Source organism: Pseudomonas brassicacearum (genome assembly GCF_003732175.1).
Classification (GTDB): domain Bacteria; phylum Pseudomonadota; class Gammaproteobacteria; order Pseudomonadales; family Pseudomonadaceae; genus Aquipseudomonas; species Aquipseudomonas brassicacearum_G.
In genome coordinates this window covers 17,763-34,907 of record NZ_MOBI01000016.1, presented here as the reverse complement: position 1 = coordinate 34,907, position 17,145 = coordinate 17,763, and the positions used below count along the sequence as shown (strand labels likewise).

At 59.5% G+C, this 17,145-nt stretch carries 15 protein-coding genes; 5 read left to right on the top strand and 10 right to left on the bottom strand.

The genetic code is table 11. The features are described from left to right. Positions 1–366 precede the first annotated feature (366 nt). Entirely contained in the window at positions 367–708 is a 342-nt protein-coding gene (locus BK658_RS14630) for a DUF6124 family protein (protein WP_054596565.1), read from the bottom strand. Between the two features lie 129 nt (positions 709–837). On the opposite strand from BK658_RS14630, the gene BK658_RS14625 reads away from it, so the two are divergent. Next, complete coding sequence (locus tag BK658_RS14625) at positions 838–1,503, top strand: LexA family protein (RefSeq protein ID WP_123582895.1); 666 nt, start codon at positions 838–840, stop codon at positions 1,501–1,503. Between the two features lie 42 nt (positions 1,504–1,545). On the opposite strand, the gene BK658_RS14620 is transcribed toward BK658_RS14625, so the two are convergent. From BK658_RS14620 to BK658_RS14605, 4 genes are read right to left on the bottom strand one after another with little or no spacing between them, the layout of a single operon-like run. After that, positions 1,546–3,495, bottom strand: coding sequence for an acetyl/propionyl/methylcrotonyl-CoA carboxylase subunit alpha (locus BK658_RS14620; RefSeq protein ID WP_123582894.1), 1,950 nt, complete (start codon positions 3,493–3,495; stop codon positions 1,546–1,548). Further along, positions 3,495–4,310, bottom strand: a complete 816-nt coding sequence (locus BK658_RS14615; protein ID WP_123582893.1) for a gamma-carboxygeranoyl-CoA hydratase — start codon at positions 4,308–4,310, stop codon at positions 3,495–3,497. The genes BK658_RS14620 and BK658_RS14615 overlap by 1 nt, the downstream gene beginning before the upstream one ends. A gap of 13 nt (positions 4,311–4,323) precedes the next feature. Further along, positions 4,324–5,931: a carboxyl transferase domain-containing protein gene (locus BK658_RS14610; protein WP_123582892.1), complete on the bottom strand. Its 1,608-nt coding sequence runs from the start codon at positions 5,929–5,931 to the stop codon at positions 4,324–4,326. Positions 5,932–5,942: 11 nt separating this feature from the next. After that, positions 5,943–7,106, bottom strand: a complete 1,164-nt coding sequence (locus BK658_RS14605; RefSeq protein WP_123582891.1) for an isovaleryl-CoA dehydrogenase — start codon at positions 7,104–7,106, stop codon at positions 5,943–5,945. Between the two features lie 251 nt (positions 7,107–7,357). Between BK658_RS14605 and BK658_RS14600 the strand changes: the two genes are divergently transcribed. Continuing rightward, a complete protein-coding gene (locus BK658_RS14600) occupies positions 7,358–9,052 on the top strand; it encodes an AMP-binding protein (RefSeq protein ID WP_123582890.1) in 1,695 nt (564 codons plus the stop codon). Between the two features lie 660 nt (positions 9,053–9,712). On the opposite strand, the gene BK658_RS14595 is transcribed toward BK658_RS14600, so the two are convergent. The 3 genes from BK658_RS14595 to BK658_RS14585 form a co-directional block, all read right to left on the bottom strand. After that, on the bottom strand, positions 9,713–10,612 hold the full coding sequence (locus tag BK658_RS14595; protein ID WP_123582889.1) for a hydroxymethylglutaryl-CoA lyase: 900 nt from the start codon (positions 10,610–10,612) through the stop codon (positions 9,713–9,715). Positions 10,613–10,649: 37 nt separating this feature from the next. Continuing rightward, the gene (locus BK658_RS14590; protein WP_054596574.1) at positions 10,650–11,048 is read right to left on the bottom strand and encodes a MerR family transcriptional regulator; all 399 of its coding nucleotides are present in this window, start codon (positions 11,046–11,048) and stop codon (positions 10,650–10,652) included. Positions 11,049–11,178: 130 nt separating this feature from the next. After that, positions 11,179–12,114 (bottom strand): LysR family transcriptional regulator, encoded by a 936-nt coding sequence (locus tag BK658_RS14585; protein ID WP_123582888.1) that lies wholly within the window; start codon positions 12,112–12,114, stop codon positions 11,179–11,181. 176 nt (positions 12,115–12,290) lie between these two features. On the opposite strand from BK658_RS14585, the gene BK658_RS14580 reads away from it, so the two are divergent. Further along, positions 12,291–13,520, top strand: coding sequence for an acyl-CoA dehydrogenase (locus BK658_RS14580; protein ID WP_123582887.1), 1,230 nt, complete (start codon positions 12,291–12,293; stop codon positions 13,518–13,520). A gap of 78 nt (positions 13,521–13,598) precedes the next feature. Here the strand turns inward: BK658_RS14580 and ftrA are convergent, their stop codons facing one another. Continuing rightward, on the bottom strand, positions 13,599–14,570 hold the full coding sequence (gene ftrA, locus BK658_RS14575) for a transcriptional regulator FtrA (RefSeq protein ID WP_123582886.1): 972 nt from the start codon (positions 14,568–14,570) through the stop codon (positions 13,599–13,601). Positions 14,571–14,670: 100 nt separating this feature from the next. Between ftrA and BK658_RS14570 the strand changes: the two genes are divergently transcribed. Further along, positions 14,671–15,105 (top strand): rhodanese-like domain-containing protein, encoded by a 435-nt coding sequence (locus tag BK658_RS14570; RefSeq protein ID WP_123582885.1) that lies wholly within the window; start codon positions 14,671–14,673, stop codon positions 15,103–15,105. 43 nt (positions 15,106–15,148) lie between these two features. Here the strand turns inward: BK658_RS14570 and BK658_RS14565 are convergent, their stop codons facing one another. Beyond that, the gene (locus tag BK658_RS14565; RefSeq protein WP_123582884.1) at positions 15,149–15,802 is read right to left on the bottom strand and encodes a type 1 glutamine amidotransferase; all 654 of its coding nucleotides are present in this window, start codon (positions 15,800–15,802) and stop codon (positions 15,149–15,151) included. Positions 15,803–15,957: 155 nt separating this feature from the next. On the opposite strand from BK658_RS14565, the gene BK658_RS14560 reads away from it, so the two are divergent. Next, positions 15,958–17,070, top strand: a complete 1,113-nt coding sequence (locus BK658_RS14560; protein WP_123582883.1) for a succinylglutamate desuccinylase/aspartoacylase family protein — start codon at positions 15,958–15,960, stop codon at positions 17,068–17,070. Positions 17,071–17,145: the final 75 nt, after the last annotated feature.

The window sequence follows — 17,145 nt, the reverse complement described above, 5'->3', positions numbered from 1 at the left end:
GCTTAAAGCCCGTGCTTGAGCGGTTTGTTGCAAAAAGATGCTCTTTTGATATCATCCGCGCCATCGAATTCAGCAGCACCAGTCTTCATTAGCCTGAAGCCATAGCCAGAATAACTGGCAAAAAAAGACCCGGCAAAAAGCCGGGTCAAAAACCGTGATTAGCCTGATGAGGAGATATTCCAGGAGTCCGACCTAAGGTCTCTTGGTCTATCGACTGATCTCGCGACCAGCTGAATGCAATAATAATCATTATCATTTGCAAGTCAAATGTTTTCACCTGCCTTATAGGAAGAATTTTTCCTGTGGCTGCCCCAAACGTCTGTGGCTTGAGTCAGATCGCAGCGTTCTCTGATCGTGTTTTCCTGTTCATCCTTTCTGGTCACCGTCCAGGGACCTGTCCACCATGGCCTTGGCCATGTCGATCATGTGTACGACTGAAAATGCCAGATCGCGGCTTGCGCCATGCAGGTTGTCTGCCGATTCATAAGCGGTCGCAGCGGCACAGCGCAGTAAGTCCGATGCATGGACCAGAGCTTCTTCGCTGCTGATGTTACGGTTTACATCGAAGAATCGCTCCGCGACTTCGAACTCTGAAACAGTTGGTTTCAAGTAATAATCCAAGGCGCGTTGAGCTGCCGCACAGCCCTTGAGCGAGGTGAAGTTCGCGTCGATTTCTTGTTCGGCCGTGTCTTTGCGGGTGATATCCATGGTGGGTAATGCTCCGTGGGTGGGGCGATTGAGTAATTTGAATCCTAGTACAAACTGTATTCATGACGAAAAATTAAATACTACAATGTGTGTGTTGAGGGTCCGACTACGCGAAGTATTGTTCCGCCCATGGATAAATGGATTGAGTTGGTCAAGGCCAAGATGAGTGAGCTCAAAATCACTCAGGAAAAGCTCGCAGAGCGTCTCGCAATGTCTCAGGGCGGCGTCGGCCATTGGCTGAACAAGCGTCGCCAACCCAGCCTCGAGGACATGAACCGGGTGCTTCGGGAGTTGGGGCTGGGGTTTCTCGAAGTCGCCCTGGTGATCAGGGAGCCCGAGCTCGCGGATGACGAGGCGCAAGAGGGCGATTACGAGGTGTCGCTGGCGCAAAAGTACAACCCGTACTTCCGCTACCCGGTCAGTGACTGGCGTGGCATCAGTGAGGTGCGTGAGGCTGCGCCGGCTGTTTATGCCAAGGGGCGTCACGAGTTATCGGATTATCACGCCCAAGGTCCGGCGTTCTGGCTGGTCGTGGTCGGCGATGCGATGACCGCACCGAGCGGCATCAGTATTGCGCAAGACATGCTGATTCTGGTCGATCCGGCCGTTGAAGCCGTGCCCGGCAAACTGGTGATCGCGCAGTGGCCAGACAGCGCCGAAGCGACATTCCGCATGTTGATCGAAGAGGGCGGTCAACGGTATCTCGTGCCGCTGAACCCGACTTATCCGAAAGCCCTGTTTACCGACGAGTGCCGAATCATTGGTGTGGTGGTGCAGGCAACTGCCAAGTTCTAGTCAGACAGGTCCTACGGCGTAGGACCTGTCATCAGGCCGCGATTATTCCAGCTCCACCAGCGCGCTGCCTTCGTTGACCATCTCGCCTTCCTGGCAATACAAGGCTTTGACCACACCTGCATGGGGTGCGCGAATGCTGTGCTCCATTTTCATCGCCTCCAGTACCACCAGTTGCGCACCGGTTTCGACCGTTTGCCCTGGCGTTACCAATACACGGACGATGCTGCCATTCATTGGTGCGGTCAGGCCACCCTGATGACTATGGCTGGCTTCCACCGCGGCGATAGGGTCGTAAGGCTTGATGCAGCGCAGGTCACCTTCCCATTGCAGGTACAGGGTTTCACCCTGACGGATGGCGCGATGCTGACGGCGCAAGCCGTGATGTTCGACCAGTAATTGCTCACCGTTGAGCTCGGCGTTGCGGGTGTCGGCGGGGGGCAGGGTGATTGCTCGATCCTGGTCTTCGCAGCTTAAGTGCAGCGTGGTTTCTGCTGGCAACCCGGCACGGAAACCGCTGCCGACGGCCCACGGTGAACCCGGGTCATCAGCGCGTATGTGGTGTGTCTGGCCTTGCGCAAAGGCTTGAGCGGCGGCTTGCCAGAACTCATCGCTGAGTTCGTTTGGCGCTGGCAGCAATTGTTCCTGATAACGTGGGATGAATCCGGTATCCAGCTCAGCCGCAGCGAAGGCCGGGTGTCCGATGATTCGGCGCAGAAAGTTGATATTGGTCTTCAGCCCGCCAATGGCGAACTCATCCAGCATGCTCAGCAGCCGCAAACGTGCCTGTTCACGATCCTCGCCCCAGGCGATGAGCTTGCCAAGCATCGGATCGTAGAACGGCGAAATGCTGTCGCCTTCCTCGACACCGCTGTCGACGCGCCGGCCCGGGCCCGCGGCTGACTCGCGGTACAGCGCCAGGTGCCCGGTGGCCGGCAAGAAGTCATTGCTCGGGTCTTCGGCGTACAAACGCACTTCAATCGCATGGCCGAGCAACGGCACCTGCGCCTGAGTCATGGGTAGCGGCTCGCCTTGGGCGACACGAATCTGCCACGCCACCAAATCGAGACCGGTGATGGCTTCCGTGACCGGGTGCTCGACCTGCAGGCGCGTGTTCATCTCCATGAAGAAGAACTCACCGCGCGAATCCAGCAGAAACTCCACGGTGCCTGCGCCGACGTAACCGATCGCTTGTGCCGCACGGACTGCCGCGTCCCCCATGGCTTTGCGCAGTTCCGCGCTCAGGCCGGGGGCCGGCGCCTCCTCGACGACTTTCTGGTGACGACGTTGAATCGAACAATCACGTTCGTTGAGGTACAGGCAGTTACCGTGCTGATCAGCGAAGACCTGAATTTCCACATGCCGTGGTTTGAGCAGGTACTTTTCCACCAGCATCCGCGAATCGCCAAACGAAGATTGGGCTTCACGCTGCGCCGAGGCCAGGGCTTCGGCCAATTGGCTGACGTCCTCGACCACTTTCATGCCTTTACCACCGCCCCCGGCAGTCGCCTTGAGCAGCACCGGATAGCCGATGCGCTCGGCAGCATCGCGGAAGGTTTCCAGGTCCTGAGCTTCGCCGTGATAACCCGGTACCAGCGGTACACCAGCGGTTTCCATCAAGGCTTTGGCGGCCGATTTGCTGCCCATGGCGTCAATGGCCGAAGCGGGTGGGCCGAGGAAAATCAAGCCGGCGGCTTCAATGGCGCGCGCGAATCCGGCGTTCTCCGAGAGAAAGCCATAACCCGGGTGAATCGCCTGAGCGCCGCTGGCCTTGGCGGCAGCGAGCAGTTTGTCGATTTGCAGGTAGCTGTCAGCCGCTTTGCTGCCACCCAGGTCGACGCGGATATCTGCCTCGCGACTGTGCCGCGCATCACGATCGGTGGCGCTGTGCACGGCCACGGTGGTCAGGCCCAGCGCCTTGGCGGTACGCATCACTCGGCAGGCAATTTCGCCACGGTTGGCCACCAGCAAGGTGGTGAGAACAGGGGCGCTCATCAACGCAGCTCCTTGGTAGTGGATTCGGGCTGCCAACTTGGCGGACGTTTCTGCAGGAACGCTCGCAAACCTTCCTGGCCTTCAGGGCTGACGCGAATTCGGGCGATCGCGTTTTCACAGTAGCGGCGCAACGCCGGGTTCAGGGCACCGTTGCCGACTTCACGCAGCAACTCCTTGCTTGAACGCATGGCGTGGGGGCTGTTGAGCAACAGATTGTTGATCCATTGTTCGACCTGCGACTCCAGTTCGCTGGCCGGATAGCTTTCGCTGAGCAGGCCGATTTCTTGAGCACGTTGGCCACTGAATCGTTCAGCGGTCAGTGCATAACGGCGCGCGGCCCGTTCGCCGATGGCTTGCACAACGAAAGGGCTGATGACCGCCGGCGCCAGACCGATGCGCACTTCCGACAGACAGAATTGCGCGTCATTGGCACCAATCGCCATGTCGCAGCAACTGATCAAGCCCAAAGCGCCGCCATAGGCCGCACCCTGGACTACCGCCAGCGTCGGGATTTTCAGCTTGGCCAGGTTGTACATCAACTCAGCCAGCTCGCGTGCGTCGTCAAGGTTGGTGTGGTAATCGAGTTCGGCCGATTGCTGCATCCAGGCCAGGTCGGCGCCAGCGCTGAAATGCTTGCCACGCCCGCGCACCAGCAGAAAGCGCAGGCTCGGGTTGCTCTGGACCTTGTCCAGCGCGAGGATCAGTTCGCGGATCATTTCGGCGTTGAAGGCGTTGTTTTTCGCCTCGCGACTCAACCACAGCGTGGCGAAACCACGCGGGTCGGTCAGTAGTTCGAGGGTATTGAAGTCGCTCATGGTTTTCTCCAGATCACATCCGGAACACGCCGAAGCGGCTCGGTTCGATAGGTGCATTCAGCGATGCAGACAAGGCCAGGGCCAGCACGTCGCGGGTTTGCGCCGGGTCAATGACGCCGTCGTCCCACAACCGGGCGCTGGAATAATAGGGGTGGCCCTGTTCTTCGTACTGATCGAGGATCGGTTGTTTGATCTCGGCTTCCTGGGCGTCGGAAAAAGGATGACCGCTGCGTTCAGCCTGTTCACGCTTGACCTGCACCAGCACGCCAGCGGCTTGCTCGGCGCCCATCACGCCGATTCGCGCGTTCGGCCACATCCACAGGAACCGCGGATCGTAGGCCCGTCCACACATGCCGTAGTTACCGGCACCGAAGCTGCCACCGATGATCACGGTGAATTTCGGCACTTTGGCGCAGGCCACGGCGGTGACCAGTTTTGCGCCGTGCTTGGCGATGCCGCCGGCTTCGTATTTCTGACCGACCATGAAGCCGGTGATGTTCTGCAGGAACAGCAATGGAATCCCGCGCTGGCAGGCCAGTTCGATGAAGTGCGCGCCTTTCTGTGCGGCTTCGGCGAAGAGGATGCCGTTGTTGGCCAGAATCGCGATCGGGTAGCCGTGCAGGTGTGCGAAACCACAGACCAGCGTCGTACCAAACAGCGCTTTGAACTCATCGAACACCGAACCGTCGACCAGGCGTGTGATGACTTCACGCACATCGAACGGCTGCTTGGCGTCGGCCGGTACCACGCCGTACAACTCATCGCTGGCGAACAGCGGGGCGATCGGCGTGCGCTGCTGCAGTTCACCGAGTTTGCGCCAGTTGAGGTTGGCAACGCTGCGCCGAGCCAGCGCCAATGCGTGTTCGTCGCTGTCGGCATAGTGGTCGGCCACACCGGAAATCTTGCAGTGCACATCGGCACCGCCCAGGTCTTCGGCGCTGACCACTTCACCGGTCGCCGCTTTTACCAGTGGCGGGCCGGCAAGGAAAATCGTCGCCTGTTGACGGACCATGATCGCTTCATCGGCCATCGCCGGCACATAGGCGCCACCGGCAGTGCAGGAGCCCATGACCACAGCGATCTGCGGGATGCCCATGGCGCTCATGTTGGCCTGGTTGAAGAAGATCCGCCCGAAGTGTTCACGGTCCGGGAACACTTCATCCTGACGCGGCAGATTGGCGCCGCCGGAGTCGACCAGGTAGATGCACGGCAGGCGATTCTGTTGGGCGATGGTCTGGGCGCGCAGGTGTTTCTTTACCGTCAGCGGGTAGTACGAACCGCCTTTCACTGTCGCGTCGTTGGCGACGATCATGCATTCGACGCCTTCGACCCGGCCGATACCGGCGATCACGCCAGCGGCGGGAACCTCTTCACCGTAGACCCCGTAAGCAGCCAGTTGGCTGATTTCCAGAAAGGGCGAACCGGGGTCGAGCAGGCGATTGATTCGCTCACGAGGCAGCAGTTTGCCGCGTGAGGTATGCCGTTCCTGGGCCTTGGCGCCGCCGCCTTGTTGGACTTGAGCGAGCCGGGTGTGCAGCGCGTCGACCTGTGCAAGCATCGCCGCGCTGTTGGCAGCGAACTCCGCCGAACGAGGGTTGAGCTGGGTGTGCAGGATTGCCATGGACAGCTCCGTTAGCGGGTTTCGTTGAAGAGTTCGCGACCGATCAGCATGCGACGGATCTCACTGGTGCCCGCACCGATTTCATACAGCTTGGCGTCACGCAGCAGACGGCCTGCCGGGAATTCGTTGATGTAGCCGTTGCCACCCAGAATCTGGATTGCGTCGAGGGCCATTTGCGTGGCGCGTTCAGCGCTGTAAAGGATTACGCCGGCAGCGTCCTTGCGAGTGGTTTCGCCACGCTCGCAGGCTTGAGCCACTGCGTACAGGTAGGCGCGGCTGGCATTGAGTTGGGTGTACATGTCGGCGACCTTGCCCTGGATCAGCTGGAATTCGCCGATGCTTTGGCCGAACTGTTTGCGGTCGTGGATGTACGGGACGATGAGGTCCATGCAGGCCTGCATGATCCCGGTTGGCCCGCCGGAGAGCACCACGCGCTCATAGTCGAGGCCGCTCATCAGCACTTTCACGCCACCGTTGAGCACGCCCAGGATGTTTTCTTCCGGGACTTCAACGTCATCGAAGAACAGCTCGCAGGTGTTCGAGCCGCGCATGCCGAGCTTGTCGAATTTGTTGCTGCGGCTGAAGCCTTTCCAGTCGCGCTCAACGATAAATGCGGTGATCCCATGCGGACCCTTTTCCAGGTCGGTCTTGGCGTAGATCACGTAAGTGTTGGCGTCCGGACCGTTGGTGATCCAGGTCTTGCTGCCGTTGAGCACATAGTGGTCGCCACGTTTGTCAGCGCGCAGTTTCATCGAAACCACGTCGGAGCCGGCGTTCGGCTCGCTCATGGCGAGGGCGCCGATGTGCTCGCCGCTGATCAGCTTCGGCAGGTAGTTGGTTTTCTGTTCGTGGGTGCCGTTGCGGTTGATCTGGTTGACGCAGAGGTTGGAATGCGCGCCGTAGGACAGGGCGACCGAAGCCGAGCCACGGCTTATTTCTTCCATGGCCACCACGTGCGCCAGATAGCCCAGGCCGGCACCGCCGTATTCTTCTGGAACGGTAATCCCCAGTAACCCCATGTCGCCGAATTTACGCCACAAGTCAGCCGGGAACAGGTTATCGATATCGATCTGTGCTGCGCGCGGGGCGATCTCTTTGCTGACAAAGGCGCGGACCTGGTCACGCAGCATGTCGATGGTTTCGCCGAGGGCAAAGTTCAGGGTCGGATAGCTCATGGGGCACCTTCAAACTTGTTTTTATAAATGGAGAATCGGCCTGCAGAGCGCGCCGAATCGACTGTCACCTTTACGTTAACGTAAGCCTGTGACGAATGGCTGTCAATCACCCTTTACGTTAACGTCAACTTGAGCGACTCTGTAGGAGCCGAGCTTGCTCGCGATGAACGATAGCGCGGACTTTCAGTAACGCCGGGGCAGTCCTGTCGCAGGTAAGCCTCGCTCCTAAAATAAAGACAATAGGGGTCGTCATGGATCAACACAGTGTTCCCCCACAGCACAGCTACAGCCGTGGTTCACAAGACAAAGCCTTGCTGGTGATGACCATTGGCCAAGCGTTTGATAACACCGTCGCGAAGTACCCCAAGGGCGATGCATTGGTGGTGCGTCATCAGCAACTTCGCTACAGCTGGGCACAATTGGCCGAAGCGGTCGATTTGCACGCCAGAGCGTTATTGTCGCTGGGTTTGCAAACGGGGGACCGTCTTGGCATCTGGGCACCAAACTGTGCGCAGTGGTGCATCAGCCAGTTTGCCAGCGCGAAGATTGGAGTGATTCTGGTCAACATCAATCCGGCCTATCGCAGTTCCGAACTTGAGTACGTGCTGAAGCAGTCCGGCTGCCAATGGCTGGTGTGTGCCGGTTCGTTCAAGACGTCCGATTACCATGCCATGCTGCAAGGCCTGGCACCGGAACTGGCCGAGCAATCCATTGGCCGTCTGCACTCTGAGCGCCTGCCGGATTTACGCGGCGTGATCAGCCTCGACGCGCAACCGCCATCAGGCTTTTTGCCGTGGTCGCAACTGGCGGATCTTGGCGCCGGGGTGCCGGTTGAACAACTCAAGGCTCGGCAAAGCAGCCTGCATTTCGACCAGGCGGTGAACATTCAATACACCTCCGGCACGACAGGTTTCCCCAAGGGCGCGACCCTCAGTCACTACAACATCCTCAACAACGGCTATATGGTTGGCGAAAGCCTCGGGCTGACCGCCAATGATCGCCTGGTGATCCCGGTGCCGCTGTATCACTGCTTCGGCATGGTCATGGGCAATTTGGGTTGCGTTACCCACGGCAGTACCATGATTTACCCCAGCGACGCCTTCGACCCGTTGCTGACGTTGGCCTCTGTTGCGCAAGAGAAAGCCACCGCGTTGTACGGTGTGCCGACCATGTTCATTTCGATGCTCGATCAACCGCGCCGTGCAGAGTTCGACCTGTCGACGCTGCGTACCGGGATCATGGCCGGGGCAACGTGCCCGATTGAAGTCATGCGTCGGGTCATCAGCGAGATGCACATGAGCGAAGTGCAGATTGCCTACGGCATGACGGAAACCAGTCCGGTGTCGTTACAAACCGGTCCGTCAGACGACCTGGAACTGCGCGTCACCACGGTTGGCCGCACCCAGCCGCAGCTGGAAAGCAAAATCATTGATGAGGCGGGCAATCTGGTGCCCCGCGGGACCATCGGCGAGCTGTGCACCCGCGGTTACAGCGTGATGCTCGGTTACTGGAACAACCTGCAAGGCACGGCCGAGGCAATCGATCAGGCTGGCTGGATGCACACCGGCGATCTGGCAACCATGAACGAAGACGGTTACGTCTGCATCGCCGGACGTAACAAGGACATGATCATTCGCGGTGGCGAGAATATTTACCCGCGAGAGCTGGAAGAGTTTTTTTTCACCCATCCGGCGGTAGCGGATGTGCAGATCGTCGGCATTCCATGCGAGAAGTACGGTGAGGAGATCGTTGCCTGGATCAAGTTTCACCCAGGCCACAGTGCCACTGAGCAAGAACTGCAAACCTGGTGCAAGGAGCGCATCGCGCATTTCAAGACGCCGCGCTACTTCAAGTTCGTCGAGGAGTTTCCGATGACCGTGACCGGCAAGATCCAGAAGTTCCGGATGCGTGAGATCAGTATCGAGGAGTTACGCAATAAACCGTAGGAGCGGCCGGAAGGCGTTCCGTTTGCCTGCGATGAACGATGACGCGGTTTCCCTGTTGGATCAAGGCGTTCCCATCGCGGGCAAGAGCTAGGCGCCCCCCCCCCGCTCCAACAGGATTGGTCAAACGCCAGAAAGCACAAAGGGGAGCCGAAGCTCCCCTTTAATTTGTCGTTGCCTGCTCTTTTTTTATTATTAAGGGGCGGTCTGTTGTTGTTTTTGGCAACCGTGACCCTTTACCGCTGTTTTGGGCGACCCCCATCCGGGGTCAAGAGCAAACGTATTTTTTTGAGCGCTGATCTGCTTTTTCGCCAAGCGATCCAACCAGTTCGGGAGCTACCTGAAGGTAGTTTTATTGTTCTCTGCCCGGTTGCGGGTTACTGCAAGCAGCACCCTGAAAAGCACACCTTCTCCAAAAAAATCTGTTAGCTGCGTCTCTGCCGTGTTGTTTTTGTTATGTCAGAGTCGTTACGTCTTATTTTTATTAGGTTTGCTGCTTTTTATTCTTGTTATGCCATAGAGATAGCAGAAGCCATGCCAACTTTTTAAAGTCCTTTAAAATCAAGAAATTAACATTTTGTAGGACAAATCGTTCATAAAAATTCGGTCAGGTTGTTTCCGTGTTACTCGTTTTGTTGCGGGTGCGGTAACACCCCCGACACATCACTTCGCGCTGCGGGCCTTGGCCACGCGTGAACCGGTGGGACGGCCCAGTACGTTGCAGATCTGCTGGCCGGCCAGAATCAGATTATCCATGTTGACGCCGGTCTCGATGCCGAGGCCGTTGAGCAGGTACAGCACGTCTTCGGTGGCGACATTACCGCTGGCACCTTTGGCATACGGGCAGCCGCCGAGGCCGGCGATGGAACTGTCGAACACCGCAATCCCTTCCAACAGGCTGGCATAGATGTTGGCCATGGCCTGACCGTAAGTGTCGTGGAAATGCCCGGCCAGTTTGTCCCGCGGCACGTCAGCTGAAACCACCTCGAACATCTTGCGTGTCGCGCCAGCGGTGCCGGTGCCGATGGTGTCACCGAGGGAGACCTCGTAGCAGCCCATCGCGTACAGCTCGCGTGCAACCAGGGCAACTTGCTCGGGCGCCACGTCACCCTCGTAAGGGCAGCCGAGCACACAGGACACGTAACCGCGCACACTGACCCCGTGTTGCCGGGCGGCCTCTATGATCGGCACGAAGCGCGCCAGGCTTTCGCTGATCGAGCAATTGATGTTGCGTTGCGAGAAGGCTTCGGACGCGGCGGCGAATACCGCGACTTCCTTGACCCCGGCAGCAACTGCGTCTTCGAACCCGCGCAGGTTCGGCGCCAGTGCGCCGTAGGTCACCCCGGGCTTGCGCTGGATCTGCGCGAAAACCTCGGCCGAGCCGGCCATTTGCGGTACCCATTTCGGCGAAACGAAACTGCCGACTTCTATATAGCCAAGACCAGCAGCGCTGAGTGCATCGACCAACTGCACCTTGTCCGCAACGCTGATGGGTTGGGCTTCGTTCTGCAGACCATCGCGTGGGCCAACTTCGATCAGGCGTACGTGGGTGGGGAGGGGCATAAGCAATTCACCTGTTGTTATGAGAGCGTGGGAACGATCAGATAGCCTGCTGGCTCTTGATCGTCTGTTCCAGCGCCTGGACACAGCGTTCTTCGGCGGTGTCGAGTTCCAGTTTCATCTGCTCGATGTCCAGCAGTTGCTGTTCAAGCTGTTCACGGCGTTCGGTGATTTTCGCCAGCATGCTGTGCAGCTGTTTCTGATTGCCGCTGGAGGGATCGTAAAGCTCGATCAGCTCGCGGCATTCGGCCAGGGAAAAACCGATGCGCTTGCCACGCAGGATCAGCTTCAGGCTGACCTTGTCACGTGGCGAGTAGATACGTTCCTGGCCGCGACGCTCGGGGCTGAGCAGGCCTTGCTCTTCGTAAAAGCGAATGGCGCGGGTGGTGATGTCGAGCTCGCGGGCGAGGTCGGAAATGCTGTAAGTCTGGCTGCTCATGGGCGCGCTCGCAAAAAGGTCATGGCGCTAAGCTAATGTCAGGTTGACGTAAACGTCAAGGAGGAAAAAATCGCAGGCATATGCCTATACGGTGTAGGAGCTGGCGCAGCCTGCGATCTTTTAACCTTCCTCAAGCCAACTGCTTGTCGAGCTTCTTCTCATGCGCCGTCACTTGCTGGCACAACTCGATGATCTGCTCGCGCATCCAGCGGTTGGCCGGGTCCTGATCGGTGCTTTCGTGCCAGTAGAGGTGGGTCTCCACCGGCGGCACATCATTGACCGGCAGATAGAAGGCGTGCAGGTCATGACGCCGGGCAAAACGCTCGGGCACGGTCATCACCATGTCGGTTTGCTGCAACACCTGGGAGGCCATCAGGTAATGCTGCGAGCGCAGGGCGATCTTGCGCTGGATGCCCATTTTGCCCAAGGCCAGGTCGACATAACCGAGGCCGCTGCGGCGGCTGGAAATATGCACGTGGGTCAGTGACAGGTAGTCGTCGAGGCTGAATTTTTCCTTGCTCGCCATCGGATGACCCTTGCGCATGGCGCACACATAACGGTCTTCCATCAACTTGACGTGGCGCACTTGCGGGTCAGTGTTGAGCGGTGCATCGATGGCAAAGTCCAGGCGGCCGGCGGCGAGCTCCTTGGTGGTCTCGCGGCGTTTGGACAGAAAACTCTCGATGATCACCGTCGGCGCCAGACGTCGCAGGCGCTGGAACAGCGGCGGCAGGATCACCGCTTCGGTGAGGTCGGTCATGCTGATGCGATAGGTCTTGGCCGCCTGCAACGGGTTGAAAATCCGGCTTTCCTGCACCGATACCCGCAGCAGCGACAGCGCGTTACGTACCGGACCGATGATGTTTTGCGCCATGGGCGTAGGCACCATGCCTTGGGCGGTACGCACGAATAACGGGTCGTTGAAGGTCTCGCGCAGGCGGGCCAGAGCGTTCGACACCGCAGGCTGGGTGATGCCGACAATCTGCCCGGCGCGAGTCAGGTTGGCTTCGGTGTAGATCGCGTCAAAGACGATGAAAAGGTTGAGGTCGACCTTGCTTAGATTCATGGCGTTTTGCTCTGGCTCTTGTTATAGGGGCAGGAGGGCTCGATCAGTCGATCATATATCGGTGATGAATGTTAATACACGCCGAGAATAGGCTAGGTAAATTATCAACGCTGATCTAGCATCGATTCATGACCTCAACAACGTCTCCAACACCTCGTCAAAAAAGGTAGCTGCCCATGGATTTCGCCTATTCCCCCAAGGTCCAGGAACTGCGTGAACGCGTGACTGCGTTCATGGATGCTTACGTTTATCCAGCCGAAGCGGTGTTTGAACGCCAGGTTGCTGAAGGCGATCGCTGGCAGCCGACCGCGATCATGGAGGAACTGAAAAACAAGGCCAAGGCTGAAGGCTTGTGGAACCTGTTTTTGCCGGAATCCCAACTGGGTGCCGGCCTGACCAACCTGGAATACGCGCCATTGGCGGAAATCATGGGCCGTTCCTTGCTCGGGCCTGAGCCGTTCAACTGCTCGGCGCCGGACACCGGCAACATGGAAGTGTTGGTGCGCTACGCCAATGAAGAGCAAAAGCAACGTTGGCTGGAACCGCTGCTGCGCGGCGAGATCCGCTCGGCTTTCGCCATGACCGAGCCGGACGTGGCTTCCTCCGACGCCACCAACATGGCCGCCCGAGCGGTGCGTGATGGTGACGAGTGGGTGATCAACGGTAAGAAGTGGTGGACTTCCGGCGCGTGCGATCCACGCTGCAAAATCCTGATTTTCATGGGCCTGAGCAACCCCGACGCACCGCGTCACCAGCAGCACTCGATGATCCTGGTGCCGGTGGATGCTCCCGGGGTGAAGATCGTCCGTCCGCTGCCAGTATTCGGTTACGACGACGCGCCTCACGGTCACGCCGAGGTGCTGTTCGAGAACGTCCGTGTACCTTATGAGAACGTGTTGCTGGGTGAGGGCCGTGGTTTCGAGATCGCCCAGGGGCGCCTTGGCCCAGGCCGGATCCACCACTGCATGCGTTCGATCGGCATGGCGGAGCGCGCGCTGGAATTGATGTGCAAGCGTTCGATCAACCGCACCGCATTCGGTAAACCGCTGGCGCGGCTGGGCGGCAATATCGACAAGATCGCCGACTCGCGGATGGAGATCGACATGGCGCGGCTGCTGACTCTCAAAGCCGCCTACATGATGGACACCGTGGGCAACAAAGTGGCGAAAAGCGAGATCGCCCAGATCAAGGTGGTAGCGCCGAACGTGGCCTTGAAGGTGATCGACCGGGCGATACAGATCCACGGTGGTGCGGGTGTCTCCAACGATTTCCCGCTGGCCTACATGTACGCGATGCAACGTACGCTGCGTCTGGCCGACGGCCCGGACGAAGTGCACCGTGCAGCGATCGGCAAGTTTGAAATCGGCAAATACGTACCCCAAGAAATGCTGTGCAGCGGGCACTAAGTCCCGGCGCTGTACCTCACCCGCAAACGCGGTACTGCTGCGTTTGCGGGTGAGTGCATTTGCAGTCCTCCCTCACACCTATAGCGCGTTCACCTCGCGACCAAACCGCTCCCGGTATACCGAGGGCGGCAGCCCGACCACGCTGCGAAACGCCACCCGAAAACTTTCCACCGAACGGTAACCACATTGCAGCGCGATGGACTCGGTGTTGTGTGCGCTGCTTTCCAGCAGTTCCCGAGCGCGTGCCAGCCGTTGTTGTTGCAGCCAGGACTTGGGCGAGGCACCGGTGGCTTCACTGAATCGTCGCAAAAAAGTTCGCTCGCTCATGGCCGCCTGGCTCGCCAGTTCGCGTACGCCCAATGGTTCATGCAGGCGTTCGCGGGCCCACTGCATGACGCGCGACAGATCGCTGCGGGGTGTGCGGCTGACGGGGGCGGGAATGAACTGCGCCTGACCGCCGGTACGTTGCGGCGACATGACCAACCGGCGTGCCACCGAGTTTGCCACCTGGGTGCCGAAGTCCCGCGCCACCAGATGCAGGCACGCATCAATGCCGGCGGCGCTGCCGGCGGAGGTGATCAACTGACCCGCATCGACATACAGCACATCGGGGTCGACCAGAATGTTCGGGAAGCGCTCGGCCAGTTCCTCGGTATAACGCCAGTGAGTCGTTGCGCTCAGTCCGTCGAGCAACCCCGTGGCCGCAAGTACAAATACCCCGGAACAGATCGACAGCAGTCGCGCACCTCGGGCATGGGCCTGGCGCAAGGCGCAAAGTAGCGCTTCCGGCACCGGCTCGCTGCGGCTGCGCCAACCGGGGATGATGATGGTTCGCGCGGTTTCCAGCAGTTCCATGCCGCCGTCAGCCAATACCTGAATACCGCCCATGGCGCGCATCGGTCCCTGATCGACAGCGAAGATCCGGTGTTCGTACCAGGGAAAGTCGAACTCCGGCCGCGCCAGTCCGTAAATCTCCACGGCAATCCCGAACTCGAAGGTGCAGAGACCGTCGTAGGCCAGAATCGCGACAAATCCGGGGTCGGTATGCATTTGGCGGAAAATTCCCAGTGAGTGTCTTGTGCGCCACTGTAGCGGTATCGGCGAGTTGGATACAGTTCTCTCACGCCCACACACGCTTTGGAGAACACTCATGACCAGTCTGGTTCGCGAAATTCCTGCCGCTCCCTCTGCCGTTGCCCTGATGCATTTCAGCAATCGCCTGACCTTTGAAACCGACTGTTCCGACGTTTTTGGCAGCCAGCAGGCTGGTGATGTGGACTTCGTTCTGGTGGATGTACGGGGGCCACTGGCGTTCGAGCGCGGTCATGTGCCGGGCGCGATCAACATTCCTGGGCGCTTGATCAGCGCCGAGGTCCTGGCGGCTTATGCGAAAACCACGCTGTTCGTGGTGTATTGCGCCGGTTCGCACTGCAACGGCGCGAACAAGGCTGCGGTGAAGCTCGCGGCGCTGGAGTACCCGGTCAAGGAAATGATCGGCGGAGTGACCGGATGGCTGGATGAAGGCTTTGAGCTGAGCCACCCGGTTGAACGGCCAACCAGTGCTGCAATCGGATGCGATTGCTGATCGCGATACGTAGTCGAGTCAGTTCTTGTGGCGAGGGGAATTGCTAGGCTCTGGACGCGGCCGCGTGCCACTCATCCAGCGTCGCTTGCAACCAATCGAACACCTGGCGGTAAGCGGCGCTGTCGTCCTGATCGCGGGGCAGGGGGGATTCTTCGCCGAAGTGGGTGTTAAGCAGTGCTACCGACTCGGCGTTCCATTCCGGATGAAACTGCAATCCCACACGCGTCGAGCCGACGGCGTACATCTGCTGCTCACACTGGGCGCTGCTGGCCAGCAACCGGGCGTCTGGCGGCAGATCAATCGCATCCTCATGCCATTCAAGCACGTTCAATGCGCGCCCATCGGCGAACGTAACCTGGGTCCAGCCGGTCTCGGTCCGGGCCATTCGCCGCACATTCCCACCCAGGCTCAGGGCCAGCAATTGCGCGCCCAGGCAAATGGCGAACACCGGCGCACCTTGTGCGATGCTTGCCGCCAGCCACTTGCGCTCTTCTGCCAGCCACTGCGGACCTGCGTTGGCCTCATAAGGCCCGCCCAGAATGATCACCGGCGCAGCGCCTGCGGGCGGAAGCTGACCAAGGTCCGCGCGAAACACCTTCAGCGTCAGCCCTCGGGACTCGGCCCAGTCATCGATAGCGCCCGGGCCTTCGGCGGGGTGGTGCTGGATCAGGTTCAGCGAGGTCGATTGCTCGGGCATGGCGCGGCTCTCTGGTGGCGAAGGGTTGTACGGTCGGCTTTTCCGTCGGAACCTGTGGCATCTTGACTGAAAACGAGGCGTTTCTGAAGGCCGGTTACAGACGTCTGAAGGCAAACGCAAAGGCCACCAGGCAGAGTTCAATACAGGAGCCCGCCATGCAACGTATCGACCATCAATTGCCCTGGAGCCACCTTGGCACCGAGCGCAGCCTCAGTGTGTTTCGTTTTGGCGCGGGTTCGCGCAAGGTCTACATTCAGGCCAGCCTGCACGCCGATGAACTGCCGGGCATGCGCACGGCCTGGGAGCTGAAGAAGCGTCTCACCGAACTTGAAGCCCTGGGCCAGCTCAACGGCGTTATCGAACTGGTGCCGGTGGCCAACCCGATTGGCCTGGACCAGCATTTGCAAAGCGCCCACATGGGCCGTTTCGAGCTGGGCAGCGGGAAGAATTTCAACCGGGCGTTCTATGAACTCAGCGGGCCGGTGGGGGAGTTGATCGGTTCGCAGTTGGGTACCGACGCCGAGGCCAACATCGCGTTGATCCGTCAGACCATGGGTCAGGTCCTCGACCGGTTGCCGGCTCCGGCTTCACAGCTGGAAGCCCTGCATCGGTTGTTGTTGCGGCATGCCTGTGAGGCCGACATCACCCTGGATCTGCATTGCGATTTCGAGGCGGCCATTCATCTTTATGCGCTGCCGCAACACTGGCCGCGATGGCAGTCTCTGGCGGCGCGGTTGAAGGCCGGTGTGGCGTTGTTGTGCGAAGACTCCGGTGGCAGTTCGTTCGATGAGTCCTGTTCGTCGCCGTGGTTGCGGTTGGCCAAGGCGTTTCCAGAGGCGGCGATTCCACCGGCCAACCTGGCGACGACGCTGGAGTTGGGGTGCATGGGTGACACTCGGGTTGATCAGGCTCAAGCCAGTTGCGAGGCGATCCTCGGGTTCCTGGCGGAGCAGGGTTTTATTGCCGGGCAGTGGCCGCAAGCGCCGGATGAGTGCTGTGAGGGGATGCCGTTCGAGGGGACCGAGTATCTGTTTGCGCCGCATCACGGGGTGGTGAGTTTTCTGCGTGAGGCGGGGGAGTGGGTCGAGAAGGGCGATGCGTTGTTTGAGGTGGTCGATCCGTTGAGTGATCGGTTGACGGTGGTGTGTGCCGGGACCAGTGGGGTGTTGTTTGCGCTGGATCGCGGGCGGTATACGCAGCCGGGGATCTGGCAGGCGAAGGTGGCCGGACGGGAAGCGATTCGGGTTGGGAAGTTGGTCAACGATTGAGTCTGGTCTGGCTGCCCCATCTCCCGCAGGTGTACATAGATCTACTGTGGGAGCCGAGCTTGCTCGCGATGGCGG